This is a genomic window from Streptomyces radicis, from assembly GCF_003626575.1.
Classification (GTDB): Bacteria; Actinomycetota; Actinomycetes; order Streptomycetales; family Streptomycetaceae; genus Streptomyces; species Streptomyces radicis.
Genome location: NZ_RBDY01000027.1, coordinates 19,765 through 41,372 on the forward strand (window position 1 = coordinate 19,765; position 21,608 = coordinate 41,372).

Sequence of the window (21,608 nt, forward strand, 5' to 3'; positions counted from 1 at the left end):
CCGTGACCGACGCGAGAACCGTGACCGACGCAGGGACGGGACCAGTGACCGAGTCCAGACACGAGAACGCTCCGGGTACGGGGAACGAGGTCGAGAACGACGCCGCGGTGGCCGTCGTCGGCATGGCCGGGCGCTTCCCCGGCGCCGACGACGTCGGCGAGCTGTGGCGCAACCTGCTCGCCGGGGCCTCGGGGCTCCGCGAGATCACCGACGCCGAACTCGCGGCAGCGGGCGCCGATTTGGGTCCCGGCCATGTGCGGGTGGGCGGCCCGGTGGCGGGGATCGAGGAGTTCGACGCGGTCGCGTTCGGGCTCAGCGACCGCGAGGCCGAGACGATGGAGCCCCACCACAGGCTGCTACTCGAGTGCGCCTGGGAGGCGTTGGAGAGCGCCGGATACCCGCCGACCGACCCCGGCGTCCCGGTCGGCGTCTTCGCCGGGTGCGCCTTCCCCGACTATCTGACCCATCATGTCCCCGACCTGGCCCAACAGCCGGATGGTGGGCGGCTGTTGGCCGCCGGTGTCGAACGCGACTCGCTGACGTCGTTCATCTCGTGGAAGCTCGGCCTGCGCGGCCCGAGCCTCACCGTGCAGACCTACTGCTCGACGTCGTTGGTCGCCGTTCATCTGGCCTGCCAGAGCCTGCTCACCTATGAGTGCGACATGGCGCTGGCCGGTGGGGCGCACCTGCCGCTGCCGCAGGCGGCGGGCTACCGCCACGAGGAGGGCGGCATCCTCTCGCCCGACGGGCGCGTCGCCAGCCTGGACGCGTCCGCGAACGGCACCGTCATGGGCTCGGGCGCCGCGCTCGTCGCGCTCAAACGGCTGGCCGACGCGGTGGCCGACGGCGACGTCGTGCACGCCGTCATCCTGGGCTCCGCCGTCAACAACGACGGCCGGGAGCGCGCCGGTTACGCCGCCCCCGGCGCCGCGGGGCAGGCCGCGGTGGTGGAGACGGCCCAGGCGGTCGCCGGGGTCAAGCCGGAGTCCATCGGCTATGTCGAGTGCCACGCGGTCGGCACCCCGCTGGGCGACTCCGTCGAACTGGCCGCGCTTGCACGGGTGTTCGGCACCCCGCGGGACGAGCCCTGCGTGCTCGGCTCCGCCAAGCCGCTCATCGGCCACCTGGACCGGGCCGCGGGCGTGACGGGCCTGCTGCGGGCCGCGTTGAGCCTGCGCGACCGCGTCCTGCCCGCGACGGCCGGGTTCACGGCGCCCAACCCCGCCCTCGCGGCGGCCGGGGGCCGCCTCGTCGTCCTCGCCGAGAACCGACCCTGGCCCGCGGGCGCCGAGCCGCGCAGGGCCGGGGTCAGCTCGTTCGGCGTGGGCGGCACCAACGCCCATGTGGTGCTCCAGGAGCCGCCGTTGGCTCCGGCCGTGGCGCCGCGTCCGGGGCCGCACCTGCTGACTCTGTCGGCCGCGGGCCCGGAGGCGCTGTCGGCCGCCACCCGGCGGCTCGGCGCGTATCTCGCCGAGCACCCGGGCGCCGACCTGGCCGATGTGGCGCACACCCTCCAGGTCTCCCGCGGGCGCTTCGCCCTGCGCCGGGCCGTGGTCGTGCGGGACCACGAGGACGCCGTGGCGGCCCTGGCCGACCCGGACCGCTGGATCGAGGGCGAGACCCGCAGGCGCGACCCCCGGGTGCGGGTCACCGGGGGGGAGAGCCCCGAACTCGTCACAGCCGCACGCCGGTTGCTCGGCACCGAGAGCGTGGCCTCCGGGCTGCGGCGGATCGGCGTCCTCGTCGCGGACGACGGCACCGAGGAGGTGGCGATCGACGGCGTCGGTGGCGTGGGGGTTGGTGCCGCGGGGGTTGGTGCCGCGGGGGTCGGTGCCTTCGGGGTGGGTGGCGCGGGGGTCGGTGGTGAGGGCGCGGGCCGCGATGGCGTGGACGTGTGGCTGCTGACCGTGCTCGCCCGCCTCTGGCTGGCGGGGGCCGTGCTCGACTGGGCGGCCCTGCACGGCGGAGCGGGGCGGCGCGTCGCGCTGCCGACCTACCCCTTCCAACGCCGCCGCCACTGGATGGAGCCCGGCGCGACCGGGGCACCGAACGCGCCGGGCGTCCTGCTGCCGTCCTGGCAGCGCCGCCCGCTGCCGGTCGCCGACCTGGACCGGCGGCTCCGACTGGCCGGTCCCTGGCTGCTGTTGGGCGCCGGGGAGCGGGCGGAGGCGCTGCGGGAGCGGCTGATCGGGGCGGGCGCCGAGGTGGTCGCCATCCGGCGCGGCGCCGCGTTCGCGGCCCACGCGAGCGGCGACTTCACCGTCGCGCGGCCCGACGACGCGCCGCTGCTTGCCCGTTCGCTGATCGCCGTGCCCAGGACCGTGGCGCACGCGTTCGCCCTCGGCCCCCCTGGGGCGGGCGGCGCCGCCGACGACGCCGAGGCGTGGATCGCCGCGCTGGCCGGTGAGCCGGTGCTGGCGGACGCCCGCCCCGTGGTGTTCACCGGCGGCGCCCTGGGCGTGCTCGGCCCCGACCTCACCCGGCCCGAACACTCCGCACTCGCGGAGGGCGCCCCGAACGCCGTTCAGGTGGACCTCGACCCCGGCGCCGACATGGACCAGGCGCTCGCGGCGGCACTGACGGACGGCGCGGGACCGCTCGCCGTGCGCGGCGGAGGTGTCTGGGAGAGCGCTTTCCGGGAGTGTGAACTCCCCGACCCCACACCGGTGTCGGGCCTGAACGTGCTGCTCGTCGGCGACGACGAGGCCGCCGCCGGATGGCTGGCCGACGCGGGCGCGAACGTGGTCCGCGCACGCCCCGGGGAGGCGGTCACCCCCCATCAACGGGTGGACGCCGCGGTGCTCTCCCCGGCCACCGTCGACGGCTTCCACGCGCTCCAGGCCGCGCTCGGCGACCGGGCGCCGAGGGCGCGTGTCGCCCTGGCCCCGCGTGGCGCCGTCGCCGCGCACGCCCGGGCGGCGCGGCTGCGCGGCGCGGGCCGGTGGATCGTGGCCGAGGGCGAACGGGCCCACGCCGCGCTCGACCGCCTGCTCGCCGCCGCGGATCACCTCGACCATGTGGTGATCGGCGGCGACCCACCGCGCGAGGCCCACGGGGCCGAACGGGCCGAGGGGCCCGGGCGGTCCCGACCGGGTACCGGGGCTCGGGCGTCGCGGCCCCGCCCCGCGCTGGCCACCCCACTGGTCGAGCCGGGAACGGACCGCGAGCGCGCCGTCGCCGAGCTGTGGTGCGCGGGCCTTGGGCTGGCGGAGGTGGGCGTGGACGACAACTTCTTCGAGCTGGGCGGACGCTCCGCGGCGGCCGTGGGCATTGCCACGCGCCTCGCGGAGGCGCACTCCGTCGAACTGCCCCTGACCGCCCTCGTGGAATACCCCACCGTGCGCCAACTGGCGGCGTATGTCGAGGAATTGGGCGGCTGAGGGGGGCTGTTGGGCGGCGGGGGGGGAGAGAAGGGGAGGGGGGAGAGCGCTCTCCAGGGTTGGGTGCAAGCCTCAGGAGGGAGAGCGCTCTCCGAGGCGGCGCGGCGCGGGGCCGAGCGGAGAGCGCTCTCCGGGGTGGTGCGGAACCCAAGGGGAGAGCGCTCTCCCCTCGGGAGCGCTCCGTGCCCTCGGGCCCTGTCCACCGCCTCCGACCGGAAAGCGCTCTCCCGCCGCATCTCGCAGCCATCGGCTCCGGTCAGCCGTTGGAATCCGTTTACCCGCCCCGCCCGTCCCGCCCCGTCCCTCCCTCCACCCCCCCGCCCGTCAACGTTGCACGCCCCGAGGCGGAGAGCGCTCTCCACCCCCGGGGCGTGCCACCGCCATGGTTCCCGCCTCAGACAGGTGCCGCCGCGGTGGGGGCCGGGAGCCATGGCGCCAGGGCGGTGCGGAGATGGGCCAGGGTGCGGTCCTCCTGTGCGAGGACCGCGAAGTGGCCGCCGCGGTAGGTGTGGAGGCGGAACCGGGAGATCGTCTGGTCGCGCCAGGCCGCGACCGACGCGACGTCGGCGCGCGGGTCGTCGTCCGCCGCCAGCGCGGTGATCGGCACATCGAGCGGCGGTCCCGGCGCGTAGCGGAAGCTGTTCCTGACGGCCAGGTCCGCGCGGACCCGCGGCAGGATCATCCGCACCACGCGCGGGTCGTCGAGGAACGACTCGGGCGTGCCGCCCAGTCCCCGCATCAGCCCGAGCACCTGCTCGTCGGTCAGCCCCTCGGCGTCCCCGGTGAGCGTCTGCGGCGCCGAGCAGCCGGAGACGACGAGGTGCTCGGGGAGCGGGCCGCCCCGCTCGCGGATCGCGCGGATCAACTCGAAGCCCGTGAGCGCGCCGAGGCTGTGCCCGAACACCGCGTAGGGGCCGTCCGTTTCGGCGATGACGCGGTCGGCGAGGTCGGCGCACAGGGCGGCCATGCTCGCCGGGGGCGCGTCGTCGGGGCGGGTCTCCCGGCCCGGCGGCTGGACGGGGCACACCGCCACCCCGCCGAGCCGCCCCAGCCACGGCCTGAACGCCGAGGCCGAACCCCCCGCGTGTGGAAGGCAGTAGAGCCGCGGGGCCCCCGCCGCCACCGGGAACGGGAGCCAGCGCGACGCCCGCGCGGTCACGGGACCACCTCGAGGCGCACATACGGCGGCGCGGGCTGGATGGCGGCCAGGTCGGCGGCGAGGGTGACCCGCGCCCCGTCCCTGGCCACCTCGGTGAACCCGCTGAACGCGTAGGTGATCTGCATCATCCGGTTGCGGCCCGTCTCGACCAGGTCGGCGACCAGGCCCGCGCCCGCCGCCCTGGCCAGGCCCATCACATGGCCGAGCAGCACCGTTCCGACGCCGCGCGACATCACGCGGCAGGACATCAGCATCATGTTGAGCCGCCAGTCGGGGTCGCCCTTCTCCACCAGGGCCAGGCCGATCTTGCCGTAGGAGCCGAAGCGGTCGGTGAGTGAGGCCACCAGCAGCAGATGGTCGGGGGACGAGCGCAGCGCGTCCAACTCGTCGTAGGAGTAGGTGCGGCCGGTGGAGTTGAGCTGGTTGGTCCTGACGGTCAGCTCCTCGGCGCGCTGGAGGTCCTCGCGCCCCGCCCTGGCGATCGTGAACGACATGTCGAGCCCGGCGAGGAACTCCTCGCTGGTGCCCACGAATTCGGCCTGTACCTCGTCCCTGGCCAGCTGGCCGCGGTACATGTCGCGGCGCCGCGCGGACTCGTCGGTGACGAAGCGCGGCAGGAACTCGGGCCGGTGCAGGGCCTCGTCGATGTCCGCCACGTTCACCCGGGTCACCTGGGGCAGCGCGTGTTCCACCTCGGCCAGCTCGAACTCCTGGTCGTCGACGAAGGCGAACGCGTCGAGGCCGAGGTTGAGCTTCGCCGAAATCTGTTGGATCGCGGCCGACTTGGGGTTCCAGGAGATCCGCGGGTAGAGGAACAGCTCGTCGAGCCCGAAGCGGCGTAGGGCCGCCGTCGCCGCGTCCGGGTCGTTCTTGCTCGCGACGGAGTGGAGCACGCCCAGGGCGTCGAGGCGGCGGATGTGCTCCAGCACGGCGGGGCGCACCCGCACGTCGCCGTCCTCCAACAGGACGCCGTCCCACAGGGTGTTGTCCAGGTCCCACACCACGCACTTGATCCTGCCCCGCGTCGGCTTCGGCGGGGCGGCCACCGCCGTGCCGACGGCTCCCGCGTCCACGGTACTTGTGCTCACGGAACCTGCCTCCGATACGCCTCGCCAGCGATGGTCGTCCGCTGGATCTCGTTGCTGCCCTCGATGATCTCCATCACCTTCGCGTCCCGGTAGTAACGCGCCACCGGGTAGCCGGTGCCGCAGCCGTTGGCGCCGTGGATCTGGACCGCCTCCGACGCGTGGCGCGCCGCGGCGGTGGACGCGAAGTACTTGGCCACCCAGGTGGCCATGAGCGTCGCCTCGTCGCCCGCGTCCTTGAGGCGCCCGGCCTCGGCCAGCAGCAGCCTCGCCGCCCTGACGTCCGTGACCATGTCGCTGACCTTCGCCTGGATCAGGGGGAGTTCGCCCAGGGGCGTCCCACCGACCCGGCGCCTCGACGTGTAGTCGGCGCACGCGTCGAGGCACGCCTGGATGATGCCGACCGAGCCCGCGGCGACGCTGTAACGGCCCAGGTCGAGCGTGCCGGTGAGCACCATGCCCGAGGCGAAGCCGCTGGGGCCGAGCAGCGCGTCGGGCCCGAGCCGCACCCCGTCGAAGGACACCTCGGCCAGCATCGAGGCGCGGGTGCCGAGCATGTCGTCGATCGGCGTCACGGTCACGCCGGGGGTGGCCCTGGGCACGAGCAGCGCCACGGTGGCGGCCGGGCCGCGGGCGAACACCAGGAAGAGATCGGCACGTTGGCCGCCGGTGATCCACTTCTTGACGCCGTCGACGACCCAGGCGCCGCCGTCGAGGCGGGCCGTGGTGGTGATGCCCGAGGTGTCGCTCCCGGCGCCGGGCTCGGACAGGCAGAACGCGCCGAGCACCCGTCCGGCGGCCAACTCGGGGCCCCAGCGGTCACGTTGTGCCTCGCTGCCCCAACGGCGCAGCGCCCAGGCCAGCATGGTGTGCACGGTGAGCAGGCTGCGCACCGACGAGCAGCCACGCCCGACCTCCTCGTGGATCGCGCCGAGGGTCACCATGTCCGTTCCGGAGCCGCCGAGTCGGGGTGGCAGGAACGGTGCCCACAGGCCCGCTTCGCCGATGCGGGTGAGCGCCTCCTCGGGAACGGCGCCCGCGCGGTCCCACGCGTCGGCGAAGGGGGCGATGTGCTCGTCCACGAACCGGCGGGCGGTGGCGCGGTCGAGCGCGGTCAGCTGGTCGGTCATCGGCTCAGCCCGTCGTGACGGCGGGGCGCAGCCGGTCCACGAGGGCGGTCATCGCCTCGACCGTGCGGAAGTTGTCGATGCTCAGCTCCTCGTTGGGGATGGTCAGTTCGAAGGTCTTCTCGATGAACATCACCAGCTCCATCGCGAAGAGGGAGTTGATGTATCCGAGGGAGAAGATGTCCTTGGCGGGGTCGATCTCGGCGCGTGGGAAGCGGCCGGTGATGAAGCCCGTGATCGTCTCGGCCGTGGTGGCGGTGGCGTGGGTCGTCATGGTGTGTTCTCCTCAGCTCTCGTAGGTGTAGAAGCCGCGGCCGGTCTTCCGGCCGTGCAGCCCGGCGTCCGTCATCTGCTTGAGCAGCGGGCACGGGCGGTACTTGCTGTCGGCGTAGGCCTCGTAGAGGACCTCGACGCTGTAGAGGATCGTGTCGACGCCGATGAGGTCGGCCGTCTCGAGCGGGCCCATCGGGTGGCCGAAGCAGCCCCTGAAGACCTCGTCCACGGCCTCGGCCGTGGCGACGCCCTCGTGGACGAGGAACGCCGCCTCGTTGACGGTGAGCATGAGGACGCGGTTGGAGACGAAGCCCGAGGCGTCCTTGACGTCCACCCAGCGCTTCCCCATGGAGCGCAGCAACTCCCTGGTGCGCTCGAGCGTTTGCTCGCTGGTGTGGACGCCGGGGATCAGCTCGACCACGGGCTTGGCCGGGACGGGGTTCATGAAGTGCACGCCCACGACCCGCTCGGGGTGGGCGCCGACGGAGGCGATCCTGGTGATCGGGATGGCCGAGGTGTTGGCCACCAGCACCGTGTCGGGGGAGCACGCCTCGTCCAACTCGGCGTGCACCGCGCGCTTGACGTCCCAGTTCTCGGTGACGTTCTCGATGACGATGTCCGCCTTGGCGAGCGAACTCACGCCCACCGCCGTGGAGATGGCGGCCAGGATGGTGTCCGCGTCGAGCGCGGGGCCGCCCATGAGGCGGCTCATCCTGCTGTTCCGTGCGATGGCCGTCCTGGCCTCGGCGAGCACCGCCTCGTCCCGGTCGACGAGGACCACCTCGTGCCCGCCCTGGGCGAGGTTCTGAGCGACGCCGACGCCCATCACCCCCGCGCCCACCACGCCGATCATGGCCATGACTCCTCCATTTCCTGTGCCTGTCGTTCGCTTGCCGTGCTGTTGCCGCGCTGATGCCGTGCTGGCCGCTTGCCGCGCGGTCGGTGCGCCCGTCGGTGTACCGGTCGCTTTCCGGTCGGTGTGCTTCAGGGTCTGCGCCGCCGGGCCGCGGCGGCCCTGAGTCCGGACCGGCGCAGCCGACCCTGCTCGGCGGTGTCGCGTTCGCCTTCGCCGCCGGGTCCGCCGGGGGCGGGCGTTCCGTCGATGACGCGGGCGAGCGCCGCGACCGTCGGCGCCTCGTGGATGACATGGGGCGGCAGGTCTGCCTCGGGGAACGACTGGCGCAGCGTGGCCAGGAGCGTGATCCCGAGCAGGCTGGTGCCGCCGAGCTCGAAGAAGTTGTCGAGCGCGCCCACCTGTTGGAGGCGCAGCGCCTGGCGCCACACCTCGGCGACGGCCTCCTCGGCCGGGCCGCCCGGCTCCTGGAACGGGGTGACCAGGTCGGGGCGCGGGTGCCGGTCCGAGGCGTCCCCCGCGCCCTGGGATGTGGTCACCGCGTCCACGCTGAACCGGCTGGCGACCCGCACCACCGCGGGCAACTCCTGGGTGGAGACGACCACATGGGGCTCGCCGGAGGCCAGGGCGCGCAGCAGTGTGCGCCAGCCGGGCTCGAAGTCGATGCCGAAACGGGCCCGATGCTCGCGGAAGAACGTCCTGATGCCCTCCTCGTAGCCGGAGAGCCCCTCGTCCCAGGCGTTCCATGTCCACTCGCCCCACGCGATCGACACGGTCGGCTGGTCGAGGGCGGGGGCGTAGGCGTCGAGGAACGCGTTGGCCGCGCAGTAGTCGACCTGCCCGGGGCCGCCGCCGGTGACGGAGGTGATGGACGAGAACAGCGCGAGGAAGTCGAGCGCCACCCCGGCCGTGCGCAGGGCATCGGTGATCGCCCGCGCGCCGGCCAGCTTGGGGGCGAGCACCTGTTCGGCGTCGCCGGGCCTCTTGAACTGCATCAGCCCCGTGCCGGGCACCCCGGCCGTGTGGAGCACGCCGTGCAGCGCGCCGAACCGCTCGACGGCCAGCCGGACCGCCGCCAAGACGTCGGCGGGCTCGGCGACATCGCCTTCGACGACCTCGACCTCGGCGCCGAGGGCGATCAGGTCGAGCACCTGACTGACCCGGTCGCGGATCCGCTCGGGCGCCTCGTCGGTGCCCTCGGCGACGGCCGCCCAGCGCTCGCGCGGCGGCAGCCCTCGCCGCCCGAACAGCACCAGGCGGGCGCGGACTTCACGGGCCAGCCGCTCGGCCATCGCCAGGCCGAGGCCGCCGAGGCCGCCGGTGATCAGATAGACGCCGCCCTCGCGCGGGCCCCTCGGCGCCGGGTCGTCCTCGACCCGCGCCGTGTCGCCCTCGACGGCGGGCAGCACCTCGTAGTGGGGCAGCCAGCGCCTGGTGCCGCGCAGCGCCACCGTCCGCCCGGCGACCGGGCGGTGCAACTCGGCCACCACGGCGGCGGGGTCGGGATCGGGGCCGACGTCCACCAGGCGCGTGGCCACCGTCGGGTACTCCATCGGGATGACCAGCGCGGGCCCGGTCAGCGTGGCGGCGTCCGGGCGGACCTCGGCGTCGTCGAGCACCCGCTGGGTGCCGGTCGCCACGATGTCCAGGCGCCAGTCGGCCAGGCCGAGTTCACCGGCGGCGCGGGCGAGCGCCACCAGCGTGTGCAGGCCGAGGGACAGGGCATCGCCTTCCGCAACGGTGCCTTCCGCGACGCTGCCTTCCGCAACGCTGTCCTCGCCGACGTTCCACAGGTGCACCACGCGCTCCAACGGAACGCCATCGGCCCGCAGGCCGCGCAGCAGCGCCAGGGCGTCGTCCACATCGCCAGGCCGCACCGTCAGGCCTTCGGGGGAGACCCCGTACGCCTCGCCGGGGCGGACCACGGTCACCCGCGCGCCCGCCGCGTCCGCGCGCTTCCGCAGTGCGCCGAGCACGCGCTCACCGGCGCCGGGCCGCACAAAGACCAGCCAGGACACGGGCGTTACGGGCTCGGGGGCGGTGGGCGGCGCCTGCCGCCAGACCGGCAGGTGCAGCCACTCCTCCTCGGGCAGCAGCGGGATCCGGTCGAACTCGCCGAGCGGGCCGCCGAGTTCGCCCGGCGCCTCGATCTCGACGCGCCGGGAGGCGTTCCTGGGGGCCGCGTCGATCCAGTAACGCTGCCGCTGGAACGGGTAGGTCGGCAGCGGCACCCGGCCGCGCCCCGCGCCCGCGTGGTGCGCCGCCCAGTCGAGGTCGACGCCGAGCAGCCACAGCCGCGCCAGCCCCTCGGTGAACACCTCGTCGTCCGGGCGCGGATCGGCCTCGGCCGGGAGGGTCGCGGTGATCAGGGGCCAGCGCGTGGGCGGGCACCCGGCCGAGCGCAGCAGCGCGCCCAGCGACTGCCCGGGGCCGATCTCGACCACGGCGAGCTCCTCGTCGGCCAGCAACTCCCGTGCGGCGTCGAGGAATCGGACGGGCTCGCACATGTGCCGTGCCCAGTAGCCGGGGTCGGTGACCAGCTCGGCGTCCACGGGGCGGCCGGTGACATCGGAGAGATAGGGCAGTGTGGGGGCGTTGAGCCTGACGTTGTCCCTGACCCAGTCGGTCAGCTCGTCGGCCAGCGGGGCCAGCATCCGGGAGTGGAACGCGTGGGTGGTGCGCAGCGGGCGGCAGGGCACCCCGGCGGCGCCGAGCTCATCGGACAGCGCCGCCATCCGGTCCGACGGGCCCGCGACGACGGTGAGTTCGGGCCCGTTGACGGCGGCGATGTCGAGCCCTTCGAGCGAGACGCGCTCGCGCAGCGCCGCCTCGGAGAGCGGAACGGCCGCCATGCCGCCGCGTTCGGCGCCCTCGATCAGCCGGGCGCGGTGGACCACCAGGGCCAGCGCGTCCTCGAGGGACAGCACCCCGGCCAGGCAGGCGGCCACATACTCGCCCACGCTGTAGCCGAGCATCGTGGCGGGGCGCACGCCCCACTCCATCAGGGTGGTGGCCAGCGCGTAGCCGACCGCGAACATCAACGGCTGGACGATCTCGGTGCGTTCGAGCGCCGCCGCCCTGGGGTCGGCCGGGGCGCGGCGGCCGAGCAGTGCCGCGAGGTCGCCGCCGACCGGGCCGCGCTCCCCGGTCAGCAGCCCGGCCAGCTCGTCGCGGGACCCGAGGGTCTCGGGCAGCAGGTCGAGGCAGGCGTCCAGGGCCCTTCTGAACGCCGGTTCGCGCCGGTGGAGTTCACCGACGAGCCCCGGGTACTGCTCGCCGACGCCGGTGAACAGGAACGCCACCTGGCGCCCGGTGACCGGGTCGAAGCGGGTCGCGGGCGCCTCGCTCAGCGCGGCGGCGGCGCCCGCCGTGTCGGTGGCGACCACGACGCGCCGGTGCTCGAACGTCCCGCGCCCCACCTGGAGGGTGAACGCCGCGTCGCCGAGGTCGAGTTCGGGTGTGGTGCGCAGGTGCTCGGCAAGGCGTGCCGCGGCTGCGTCCGCCGCGTCGGCCGTGCGGGCGGAGACCGGGACCACCTGGTGGCGCCGCCCTGCGCCGTCGCCGCCCCGGCGCCCGGGCCTGGTGGGGGGCTGTTCGACGACGAGGTGGACGTTGGTGCCGCCCATGCCGAGGGAGTTGAGCCCGGCGATGCGCGGCCGGTCGCCGCTCGGCCAGGGCGTGAGCGTGGCGTTGACGTAGAACGGGCTGTGCGCGAAGTCGATCTCGGGGTTGGGGGCCGTGTAGTGCAGGGTGGGCGGCAGCACGCCCTCGCGGACGGCCAGGGATGTCTTGATCAGCCCGGTGGCGCCCGCGGCGCGGTCGAGGTGGCCGACGTTGGGCTTCACCGAGCCGATGGGGCAGTACTGGTGGGTGGCGGTGGGGCCGAACGCCCGGGTGAGCGCGGCCACTTCGATCGGGTCGCCCAGCTCGGTTCCGGTGCCGTGGGCCTCGACATAGCCGATGTCCTCGGCGTCGACCCCGGCGTCGGCCATGGCCTCGGCGATGACCGCGGCCTGGCCCGCGACGCTGGGGGCGGTGTAACCCACCTTGAGCGCACCGTCGTTGTTGATCGCCGAGCCGCGGATCACCGACCAGATGTGGTCGCCGTCGCGGAGCGCGTCGCTCAGGCGCTTGAGGACCACGACCGCGGCGCCGTCGCCGAACATGCTGCCGTGCGCCTGCGCGTCGAACGTCCGCACATGGCCGTCGGGGGACTCCATGCCGCCGGGGGTGTGCAGGTGCCCGACCCGGTCGGGCACGCGGACCGAGACCCCGCCCGCCAGCGCCATCTCGCAGTCCCCGGCGCGCAGTCCGCGGATCGCGGTGTGCACCGCGACGAGCGAGGTGGAGCAGAACGTCTGCACGGCCACGCTCGGGCCTCGTAGGTCGAGGAGGTAGGAGACGGTGGTGGTGAGGGCGTCCTTGTCGTTGCCCATGACCAGCTCGTAGATGCTGGCGTCCTCGTCCGAGGTGAACCGGTCGGCGATGCCCAGGAGATAGGTGCTGAGGTTGCAGCCGCCGAACACGCCGACGCGGCCCCGGTGTTCGGGCCTGGCGTAGCCGGAGTGTTCCAGCGCCTCCCAGCAGACTTCGAGGAAGAGGCGCTGCTGCGGGTCGGTGAGCGCTGCCATGCGGGGGCTCAGCCCGAAGAACGCGGCGTCGAAGCCGGTCACGTCGTCGAGCACCGGGCGGGCGGCCACATAGGCCGGGTCCCTCGCGGTCTCGGGGTCCACGCCCGCCGCGATCATCTCCTCCGGGGTGAAGAAGCTGATCGACTCCACGCCGTCGCACAGGTTGCGCCAGAACGTGTCCACGTCCCCCGCGCCGGGGAAGCGGCCCGCCATGCCGACGATCGCGATGTGCCGGTCCGCGTCGGAGTCGAGGACGTCCGGGGCGGCGGAGACGGCGGGGACGGCGGGGGTGATGGAGGCGGCGGGCTCGACCGCCGCGGCGGGCCCTGACGGCTCAACGGGCCTGGCGCGCCTGGCCGTTCCGCCAGGGCCCACGAGCCCGCCGACGCACGCGGGCAGCGGCGCCGGGTCGTCGTGGCCGACGGGCGGGGTGGGACCAGGCGGCGCGGCGGCGGGTGCCGGTCCGGGCCTCGCGGTCAACTCCTGTGCCGCAGCGGCCCGTTCGTCCAGCAGGTCGGCAAGCGCCTGCACGGTGGGCTTCTCGAAGAGGGCCACGGTGGGGATCGCGACCCCGAAGCGGCTCTTGACCTCGGCGAGCATCTGGAGCGCCAGCAGGGAGTTGCCGCTCAGGTCGAAGAACGCGTCGCGTACGCCGACCGGTTCGACGCCGAGCACCGCCGACCAGACCTCCGCGAGGGCGCGTTGGGTGCCCGTCAGCGGCGGCGCGTAGGGCTGCGGCAGGTCGGGGCGCGGGAAGCGGGCCGCCGGGGCCTTGGCCTCGACGGGCGCCGAGCCCGCCGTGGGCAGGCGGCCCTCGAGGCCGCCCGCCGCCGCGACCACCGGGCCGGGGCCATGGGCGAGCACCCGGTCGAAGGCGTCGAGCGCCTGCGCCTCGGTCATCGCGTGCGCGGACAGGGCGGCGCCGACGCGGCCCTCGACCCGTGCGGCGGTGCCGGGCCAGGTGTCCCAGGCGGCGGCGATCCAGCGGGTGCCGGGGGCGCGGCCCTCGGCCCAGGCGGCCAGGGCCGCGTTCGCCGCCGCGTAGCCGCCGAGCGTCACGCCGCCGAGCACGGCCGAGGTGGAGGAGAACAGCACGCACCAGTCCGGGCGCCGCCCGGGCGGCAGCGCGTCGATCAGCTCGGCCAGCACCTCGGCACCGCCCACCTTGGCCCCGAACTGCCGGGCGAGCGTGGCGCGTTCGAGCGCGGCCAGGGGCAGCAGCGTGTCAGGCCCGGCGTCCGCGGCGGCGTGGACGACGCCGTCGAAACGCTCATCGGCCAGCAGGCGGCGCATCGCGGCCCGGTCGGTGACATCGAGCCTGGGGGTGTGCACCTCGGCGCCGAGGGAGCGCAGCCGGTCGGCCCGGTCGCCCGGCTCGCCACGCCCCGTGAGGACCAGGCGGGCGGCGCCGCGCCGGATCAGGTGCTCGGCGATCAGCAGGCCGACCGGGCCGAGCCCGCCGGTCACCAGATAGGTGCCGCCGGTCCTGACCGCGGTCGCGGGGCGGGCGGTGGCGGGCGCGTGGCCGGGTAGGTGACGGCGGCCCGCCCGGTGCGCGGCCAGCGGCCCATCGGCGGGGCGGCCCAGCTCGGCGGCCAGCGCGCGGGCCGCCTCAGCGGGGCCGTAGGCCGGGTCCAGGTCGAGGCAGCGGCGTTCGAGCCCGGGGTGCTCCTGGCCCGCGACGGCCGGGAGCACCGCCAGGGCCGCCTGGGCGGGGGCGGGCGCCTCGGCCGCGGTGACCCGCTGCCCGCCCCTGGTCACCAGCAGGACCGGCGCCTCGGCCCCGGTCAGCAGAGCCGCGGCGGAAGCCACGGCGTCAACGACGTCAACCGTGTCAACCCTGTCAACCGCCGCGTCGGCGCGTTCGGCCGCCGAGAGGTCCACGATCACATCGGGCCGCTCGGTGACGAGGGCACCGCCGTCGCGCCGCACGAGCGCGGCGAACGCCTCGGCGACGCCGCCGCCTTCGGGGATGACGCGGTAACGCCCGGTGAGCGGGGCGAGTGGGGCCTCGGGCGCGGGCCGCCACCGGGGGGTGAGCAGCCGCACCGCCTCACCCGCGTCGTCCTCGGCGGCGGGCGGCTCGATCCAGTAACGCTCGCGCTGGAACGGATAGGTGGGCAGCCCGACCGTGCGCGCCCCGCGCCCGGCTCCGAACGCCCGCGGGTCCAGGGGCGCCCCGGCCAGCCACAGCCGCCCGGCCGCCTCGGCGAGCAACGCCTGGGCCGCCGCGGGGTCGTCGTCGGCGGGGAGCAGGGGCAGCGCCCCCGGCCTGCCGGTGCCGACATCGGCGAGCACGGTGCCGTCCTCGGTGGACGGGGCGGCGAACTCCTCGGGCGCGCAGGCCTGTTCGGCCCAGTGGCGTGGGTCGGCCGCCCATTCGGCGGTGACGGGCTCACCCGTGGTGACGGAGACGAGCGGCAGCGTCGCGGGCGCCAGGGTGGCGCGTTCGGCCAACCAGGCGGCCAGCTCGGCGCGTTGGGCCGCCGAGGGCGCCTCGCCCAGCTCGGCGCGGCGCTCGGCCAGGGCGAGGGCGTCGCCGCGCGACAACACCCCGGCCAGGCAGGCGGCCACGGCCGCACCCGCGCCGCCGCCCGCCACCAGCGCGGGCTCCACGCCCCAGGACAGCACGAGCCGGGCCAGCGCGAGGGCGCGCCCGAAGCCCGCCGCCACGCCCCGCTCGTCACCGAACCCCGCCTCGGGAGCCAGGAGTTGGGCGGCCACCCGGTCATGTCCCACGGGGAGGCGGCCGAACAGCAGCCCGGCCCGCCCCGCGCCGCCCACGCCCGTCGCTGCCGCGCCCGCGCGCAGCGCGTCGGCGGCGGCCCGGGGCGAGTCGGCCACCAGCATCCGCCGGTGCGGCAGTTCGCGGCGGCCCGTCCGCAGGGTGTGCGCGATGTCGGCCAACGCGTCGTCCGTGGCCGCCAGATGCGCCGCGAGATCCGCCGTGGCCCGGTCGGCGGCGGCCTCGGAACGCGCCGACCACACCAGCACCTCTGGCCTGGGCGCCTCATCGGCGCGGGCGGGCTCCACGGGCGGCGGAGCCTCCTCGACGACGACATGCGCGTTGGTGCCGCCGATGCCGAACGCGCTCACGCCCGCGCGCCGTGGCCGTTCCGCGCGCGGCCACGGCTGCCGCTCGGTGACCACGTCCAAGCGCGCCTCGCCGTCCGCCAGTTGAGGATTGGGCTCCGCGAAGTGCAGCGTCGCGGGGATCTCCCCGTGGTGCAGCGACAGGGCGGTCTTGATCAGGCCCGTGACGCCCGCCGCCCTGTCCAGGTGCCCGACGTTGGTCTTGACCGAGCCGATGCGCGGCGACTCGCCGCGGAAGACGCGTTGCAGCGCGGCGAGTTCGGCGGCGTCGCCCAGGGCGGTGCCGGTGCCGTGCGCCTCGACGTAGTCGATGTCGCCGGGGGCGAGCCCGGCGGCCGCCAACGCCTCCTCGATGACGGCGGCCTGCCCGTCCACGCCGGGGGCGGTGAAGCCGACCTTGCGGCCGCCGTCGTTGTTGACCGCCCAGCCGCGCAGCACGGCGTACACGCGGTCGCCGTCGGCCAGCGCGTCGTCCAGGCGCCGCAGCGCGACCACCCCGACGCCGCTGCCGAGCGGCGCGCCGAGGCCCGCCGCGTCGAACGCGCGGCAGCGGCCGTCGGGCGGGGCGATGCCGCCCTCCTGGTAGAGGTAGCCGACGCGCTGCGGCACGGCGAGCGAGACGCCGCCCGCGAGGGCCAGGTCGCACTCGAAGCTCGCCAGGCTGCTCGCCGCCACGCACACCGCGACCAGCGAGGTGGAGCAGGCGCTCTGCACGGTGAACGCGGGCCCGGTCAGGCCGAGTACGTGCGCGACCCGGGTGGCCAGGGTGTCCTTCTCGTTGCCGAGGGTGACGCCCATGTCCAGGGAAATCCCGGCCGGGGTGAGGTTGTTGGCGAGATAGGAACTCCACGCGCTGCCCGCGAAGACGCCGACGGTCCCGTCGAAGCGCGCCGGGTCGCACCCCGCGTCCTCCAACGCGGCCCAGCTGTGCTCCAGATAGAGGCGGTGCTGCGGGTCGAGGATCTGGGCCTCCCTCGGCCCGAGGCCGAACAGCTCGGCGTCGAACTCCTCGATCCCGTCGATCACCGCGCCCGACCGGACATAGGCCGGGTCCGCGAGCAGCGCGCTCGGCACCCCTGCGGCGCGCAGCTCGGCGTCGGTGAAGTCGGTGATGCCCGAACGCCCTTCCCTGATGGACTCCCAGAGCCCCGCCACGTCGCGGGCCCCGGGGAACCGGCCCGCCATCCCGACCAGGGCGATGTCGGTCGGCCCGCCCGCCGAGAGGCCGGTCGGGACGGTCGGGTCGGTCGGGAAGGCCGGGACGTCCGTCGGCAGACCGGTCGCGAGGTCCGACGGGACGTCGGTCGAGGGGTCGGGAGAGGTGTACTCGGTCACGTCATCCTCACTTCTGCGTACGGGAGTTCCGGGCGCGGCGGCGTTCGCCCCGTGCCGTTCCTGTGGCCCGGTCCGGCCCGGGGCCGCCGTCGAGCGCCCCGGCGAACGCCGCGACGGTGGGGTGCTCGAAGAGGACGGCGGGGGCGATCCGCCGGTCCAGCTGGCGTTCGAGCGCGGTCACCATCGCCATCCCCACCAGGGAGTTGCCGCCCAGGTCGAAGAACGGGTCGTGGACGCCGACCCGTTCGATGCCGAGGAACTCACCCCAGACATCGGCGACCGTGCGCTCCAGGTCGGTGCGCGGCGCGACGTAGTCGGTGCGCAGCGGCGGCCTGGGGTAGCGCGAGGGGGTGGCGGTCCCCGCGGTCGCCGAGGCGAGCAGCCCTTCCAGGTCGTTGAGCGACGCCAGGTCGCGCACGGTGGTCGGCAGGGGGCGGCGCAGCGCCACCGTGGCGCCGCCCGCCCCGGCCGCCAACTCGCCGAGCAGCGCGCACCCTTCATCGGCGGAGAAGCCGTAACGCTCGCGGTAGGCGGTCCGTTCGGCGCCGGTCGCCGCGTCGGCCCACGCGTCGTGGCGCCAGTGGCCCCAGGCGACGGTGAGGACCCGGGTGTCGGGAGCGGCGGCGGCCAACGCCTGGCCGTACGCGTCGAGCACGCTGTTGGCGGCGCAGTAGTCCGCCTCGCCGATGCCGCCCACCACCGAGGCGACTGACGAGTAGAGGATCAGCCAACGCGGCCGCCCCTGGGGCGGGTTGGCGGGTCCGAGCAGCTCGGCGAGCGGGCCCATGGCCAGCACCTTGGGCGCGAGCACCCGGCCCGCGTCCGCCACGGACCGCCGCTGCGCGAGGCCGCCGCCGGGCAGGCCCGCGGCGTGCACGACGCCGTCGATCCCGCCGAACCGCTCGGCCGTCTCCCGCAGGGCGCGGCGCAGCTCGTCGGGAACGCCCGCGTCCGCCGCGATCAGCAGCACCTCGGCGCCCGCCGCCTCCAGGTCGGACACGTCGGCGGTGCCGGTCCTGCTGACCAGCGCGAGCCTGCGCACGCCACGGGCGACCAGGTCCCTGGCCAGGATCAGGCCGAGACCCCGGGTGCCCCCGGTGATCAGGAAGGTGCCCTCGGGGGACCAACTCCCTTGTCCTTCGGGGAGTTGGCCGGGGAGTTGGGGAAGCTCGGCCCAGCCCTTGAGCCAACGCCGACCGCCGCGCCAGCCGATGAGCGCGGGCTCGGCCGCCGGGTCTGGCGTCTCCCACGGGGTGCGCCGCAGCTCGTCGAGCAGCTGCGCCGCGGCGCCGGGGGAGGGGGAGGGATCGATGTCCACGCCGCGCCAGGACAGCTCGGGGTGTTCCGCGCGCACGCCCCGGCCCAGGCCATGGGCCAACGCCCGCTCGGGCGCGGTGAGTTCGCCGCCGGTGATCTCCTCGGCCCCGGCGGTGACGGTCAGCAGCCGCGCCGCGCGGCCCGCGAGCGCCCGCACGGTGAGCAGCGGCGCGTCGAACGCGTGCCGCACGGCGGAGCGCAGCGCGGCGTCGTCGGCGAAGACGCCCCCCGCGGGCGGCAGCAGGCTCCACAGGTGGACCACGCGCAGCGGCCCGGTCAGCCCGGCGAACACCTCGCGGTGGTGCTCGGGGTCGGCCGGGTCGATCTCGATCCGGTGCCCCTCGCGCCGCAGCGCGGTCCCCGCGACCACCTCGACGGCGGGCACGCCCACCGCCTCGACCAGCCGCGTGCCGATGTCCCCTTCGCTGAACACCACCAATGTGCCGGTGAGCGGCGGCAGTTCAGCGGGTCCCTGGCCGAAGTCCCGCCGCCACGTGGGCGCGTAGCGGTGCGCGCCGCCCGTCGCGGCCCCGCCCGTCGCGGCCTCGGCCGGAGCCGCGGGGGAGGAGGCGACCGTGCGCTCCGGCCAGTAACGGGTGCGTTGGAACGGATAGGGCGGCAGTGAGACCAGGCGGCCCCCACCGGGGCGCAGCGCCGACCAGTCGAGGTCGACGCCCCGCTCCCACAGCCGCCCACAGGTCTCGAGCACGGCGGTGGCCTCGTCCCCACGCCCGGTCGCGGGCCAGGGCGCGGCCAGGGTGCCGAGCACGGTGGGGCGGGCGTCCAAGGGGAGGTTCTGCCTGACCAGGCTGCCGAGCACCTGCCCCGGCCCCAACTCCACATAGACGTCCACGCGTTCGGCGGCGCAGTGCGCCACCCCCGCGGCGAACCGGACGGGCAGGCACAGGTGTTCGGCCCAGTAGCCGGGGTCGGTCGCCCGCTCGTCGGTCAGCGGGCGGCCCGTCGCGTTGGAGACGATCGGCACGCGGGGCGCGCTCCGCGGCACGGTCGCGATGAGCGCCGCCAGCTTGTCCTTCGCGGGTTCGAGCAGCGTGGAGTGGAACGGGTGCGCCGAGCGCAGCGGCCGCGCCGCGACCCCGGCCTCCCTCAGCCGCGCGGCGGCCTCGTCGACCGCGGCGGGCGTCCCGCTCAGCACCGTCATGCCGGGCCCGTTGACGGCGGCGACGTCCACGCCGCACGCGCCGGGCAGCCCCAGCGCGTCGAGCGCGTCGGCGCCCGCGGCCACCGCGAGCATCCGCCCGGCCGGGGCCGAGGCGATCAGCCGGGCGCGCTCGGTCACCACCCACAGGGCGTCAGGGAGCGTGAACACCCCGGCCAGGCAAGCCGCGACATACTCGCCGAGGCTGTAGCCGACCAGCACGTCGGGCGCGACGCCGCGGTGGGCGAGCAGCCGGGCGAGGGCGTACTCGACGGTGAAGAGGAACGGGTGCGCGACCTCCGCGCGTTCGAACAGCGGGTCGTCGTCGGGCCCGCCGAGCAGGGACGGCGCGCCCGAGGTCGGCCCCTCGGGCTCGGCCATGAACACCGCGCGCAGGTCGATCCCGCAGCGCTCATCGGCGATGGCAAGGCACTCGTCGACCGCCTCGGCGAACACCGGCTCGTCGCGGTACAACGCGCGCCCGAGGCCCCGGTACTGGTCGCCGACGCCCGGGAGCAGGAACGCGACCCTGGGCCTCGCGTCCGCGCGCACCCCGCCGTCCGCCGCCGCGAGCCGCGTCGCCGCCGCGAGCCGCGCCGCGGCCTCGGCAGGGTCGGCGGCCACCACGGCCCTGCGGTGCGCGTGGTGGGCGCGCCCCGAGCCGAGGGTGTGGGCGAGATCGCCGAGGTCACCGTTCCCCAACCCGGCGGTGTGAGCGGCGAGTTGGGACAGTCGTTCGGCCAACGCCAAGTCGTTCGCCGCCGATACGGGCAGCAGCGCGGGCACGCCCCGCCCCTCGGGGGCCGCCGCTGCGGTGGCCGCCGCGGACGGCGCGCGTTCGAGCACCACATGCGCGTTGGTGCCCGACCAGCCGAACGAACTCACCCCGGCGAGCGGCGACTCGGGCAGCGGCACCGGCGCGGTGACCGGCGCGACCGCCGCGTTCGCGGCGACCAGCTCGGCGGGCTCGTCCATGTGGAGGTTGGGCGGGACGACGCCGTTCTCCAGCACCAGCACCGTCTTGATGAGGCCCGCGATCCCGGCCGCCGTGTGCGTGTGGCCGACATTGGTCTTCACCGCCCCGACGCGCAGCGGGCGTTCGGCCGGACGGTCGCCGAACACGTCGTGCAGCGCGCCGAGTTCGATCTCGTCGCCGAGCCGGGTGCCCGAGCCGTGCGCCTCCACGTAGTCCACGTCGCCCGGCGTCGCGCCCGCGCTCGCCAAGGCCCGGCGGATCACCTCGACCTGGGCGGCGCGGCTCGGCGCGGTCATGCCGTTGCTGCGGCCGTCCTGGTTGACAGCGGAGCCACGGATCACCGCCCTGATCCGGTGCCCGGCGCGCAGCGCGTCCGACAGCCGGGCCAGCACGACCATCCCGCCGCCCTCGCCCATCAGATAGCCGTCGGCACCGGCGTCGAACGTGTGGCACAGGTCGGTCGGCGAAAGCAGCGACGTGGCACCGCTGTAGAGGTAGAGGAACGGGTGCAGCGCGAGGAACCCGCCGCCCGCCAGCGCGTAGTCGCACTCGCCCGCGCGCAGCGCCCGCGCCGCCAGGTGGACGGCGACCAGCGTCGACGAGCACGCGGTGTCCAGGGAGAACGCGGGCCCCCGCAGGTCGAAGTGGTACGCGAGCCGCCCCGCCACGACGCTGCCCAGGCTGCCCTGCCCCATGTAGGGGTCGGCGTACACGTCGGTGCCCTGCCGCTCGGTCTCCACCTGCCCGTACTGGAACGCGTCGGAGAAGCCGAGCAGCACCCCCGTCCTGCTGCCGGTCAGGGTCGGCGGCGGGGTGCCCGCGTCCTCCATCGCCTCCCACGCCAGCTCCATCATCAGGCGCTGCTGCGGGTCCATCCGCAGCGCCTCCTGGGGCGGGAAGCCGAAGAACTCCGCGTCGAATCCCGCGACATCGGGCAGGAACGCGCCCCGCCTCGGCCGGAAGCGCCGCCGCTCCTCGGGCGTGAGGTCCAGGTCGAACCGGCCCGGCGGCACCTCGCCGATCTCGGCCGCGCGCCCCTCGCGCAGCAACTCCCAGTAGGCGTCCACGTTCTCCGCGCCAGGGAACCGGCAGGACATGCCGATGACGGCGACGGGCTCGTGGTCGCGCGCGTCCGCGTCCGCGAGACGCCGACGGGCGTCCGTCAACTCGGCGGTCACCCGCCGGAGATACTCGCGCAGCTTGTCCTCTCCGGACATGGT

General features: G+C 75.4%; 8 protein-coding genes. 1 reads left to right on the forward strand and 7 read right to left on the reverse strand.

Annotated elements, in window-relative coordinates:
• Nucleotides 1-44: 44 nt before the first annotated feature.
• Nucleotides 45-3,380, forward strand: coding sequence for a beta-ketoacyl synthase N-terminal-like domain-containing protein (locus D7318_RS25665; RefSeq protein ID WP_183091604.1), 3,336 nt, complete (start codon nucleotides 45-47; stop codon nucleotides 3,378-3,380).
• A 394-nt stretch (nucleotides 3,381-3,774) separates the two neighbouring features.
• Here D7318_RS25665 and D7318_RS25670 read toward each other — a convergent pair whose 3' ends face one another.
• The 7 genes from D7318_RS25670 to D7318_RS25700 form a co-directional block, all read right to left on the reverse strand.
• Nucleotides 3,775-4,539, reverse strand: coding sequence for a thioesterase II family protein (locus D7318_RS25670; RefSeq protein ID WP_120699589.1), 765 nt, complete (start codon nucleotides 4,537-4,539; stop codon nucleotides 3,775-3,777).
• Nucleotides 4,536-5,627 (reverse strand): HAD-IIIC family phosphatase, encoded by a 1,092-nt coding sequence (locus D7318_RS25675; RefSeq protein WP_120699590.1) that lies wholly within the window; start codon nucleotides 5,625-5,627, stop codon nucleotides 4,536-4,538. The genes D7318_RS25670 and D7318_RS25675 overlap by 4 nt, the downstream gene beginning before the upstream one ends.
• A complete protein-coding gene (locus tag D7318_RS25680; RefSeq protein WP_120699591.1) occupies nucleotides 5,624-6,754 on the reverse strand; it encodes an acyl-CoA dehydrogenase family protein in 1,131 nt (376 codons plus the stop codon). The genes D7318_RS25675 and D7318_RS25680 overlap by 4 nt, the downstream gene beginning before the upstream one ends.
• Nucleotides 6,755-6,758: 4 nt before the next feature.
• Nucleotides 6,759-7,025, reverse strand: coding sequence for an acyl carrier protein (locus tag D7318_RS25685; RefSeq protein ID WP_120699592.1), 267 nt, complete (start codon nucleotides 7,023-7,025; stop codon nucleotides 6,759-6,761).
• Nucleotides 7,026-7,037: 12 nt separating this feature from the next.
• Entirely contained in the window at nucleotides 7,038-7,883 is an 846-nt protein-coding gene (locus tag D7318_RS25690; RefSeq protein ID WP_120699593.1) for a 3-hydroxyacyl-CoA dehydrogenase family protein, read from the reverse strand.
• Between the two features lie 125 nt (nucleotides 7,884-8,008).
• Nucleotides 8,009-16,936, reverse strand: coding sequence for a type I polyketide synthase (locus tag D7318_RS34675; RefSeq protein WP_120699594.1), 8,928 nt, complete (start codon nucleotides 16,934-16,936; stop codon nucleotides 8,009-8,011).
• A gap of 7 nt (nucleotides 16,937-16,943) precedes the next feature.
• Nucleotides 16,944-21,605 carry a type I polyketide synthase gene (locus D7318_RS25700; RefSeq protein WP_120699595.1) on the reverse strand — a complete coding sequence of 1,554 codons (4,662 nt, stop codon included), beginning with the start codon at nucleotides 21,603-21,605 and terminating at the stop codon, nucleotides 16,944-16,946.
• Nucleotides 21,606-21,608: the final 3 nt, after the last annotated feature.

Coding starts and splice junctions, on each gene's coding strand:
- D7318_RS25680 (WP_120699591.1), bottom strand. CDS start 6,754: ATGACCGACCAGCTGACCGCGCTCGACCGCGCCACCGCCCGCCGGTTC.
- D7318_RS25685 (WP_120699592.1), bottom strand. CDS start 7,025: ATGACGACCCACGCCACCGCCACCACGGCCGAGACGATCACGGGCTTC.
- D7318_RS25690 (WP_120699593.1), bottom strand. CDS start 7,883: ATGGCCATGATCGGCGTGGTGGGCGCGGGGGTGATGGGCGTCGGCGTC.
- D7318_RS25700 (WP_120699595.1), bottom strand. CDS start 21,605: ATGTCCGGAGAGGACAAGCTGCGCGAGTATCTCCGGCGGGTGACCGCC.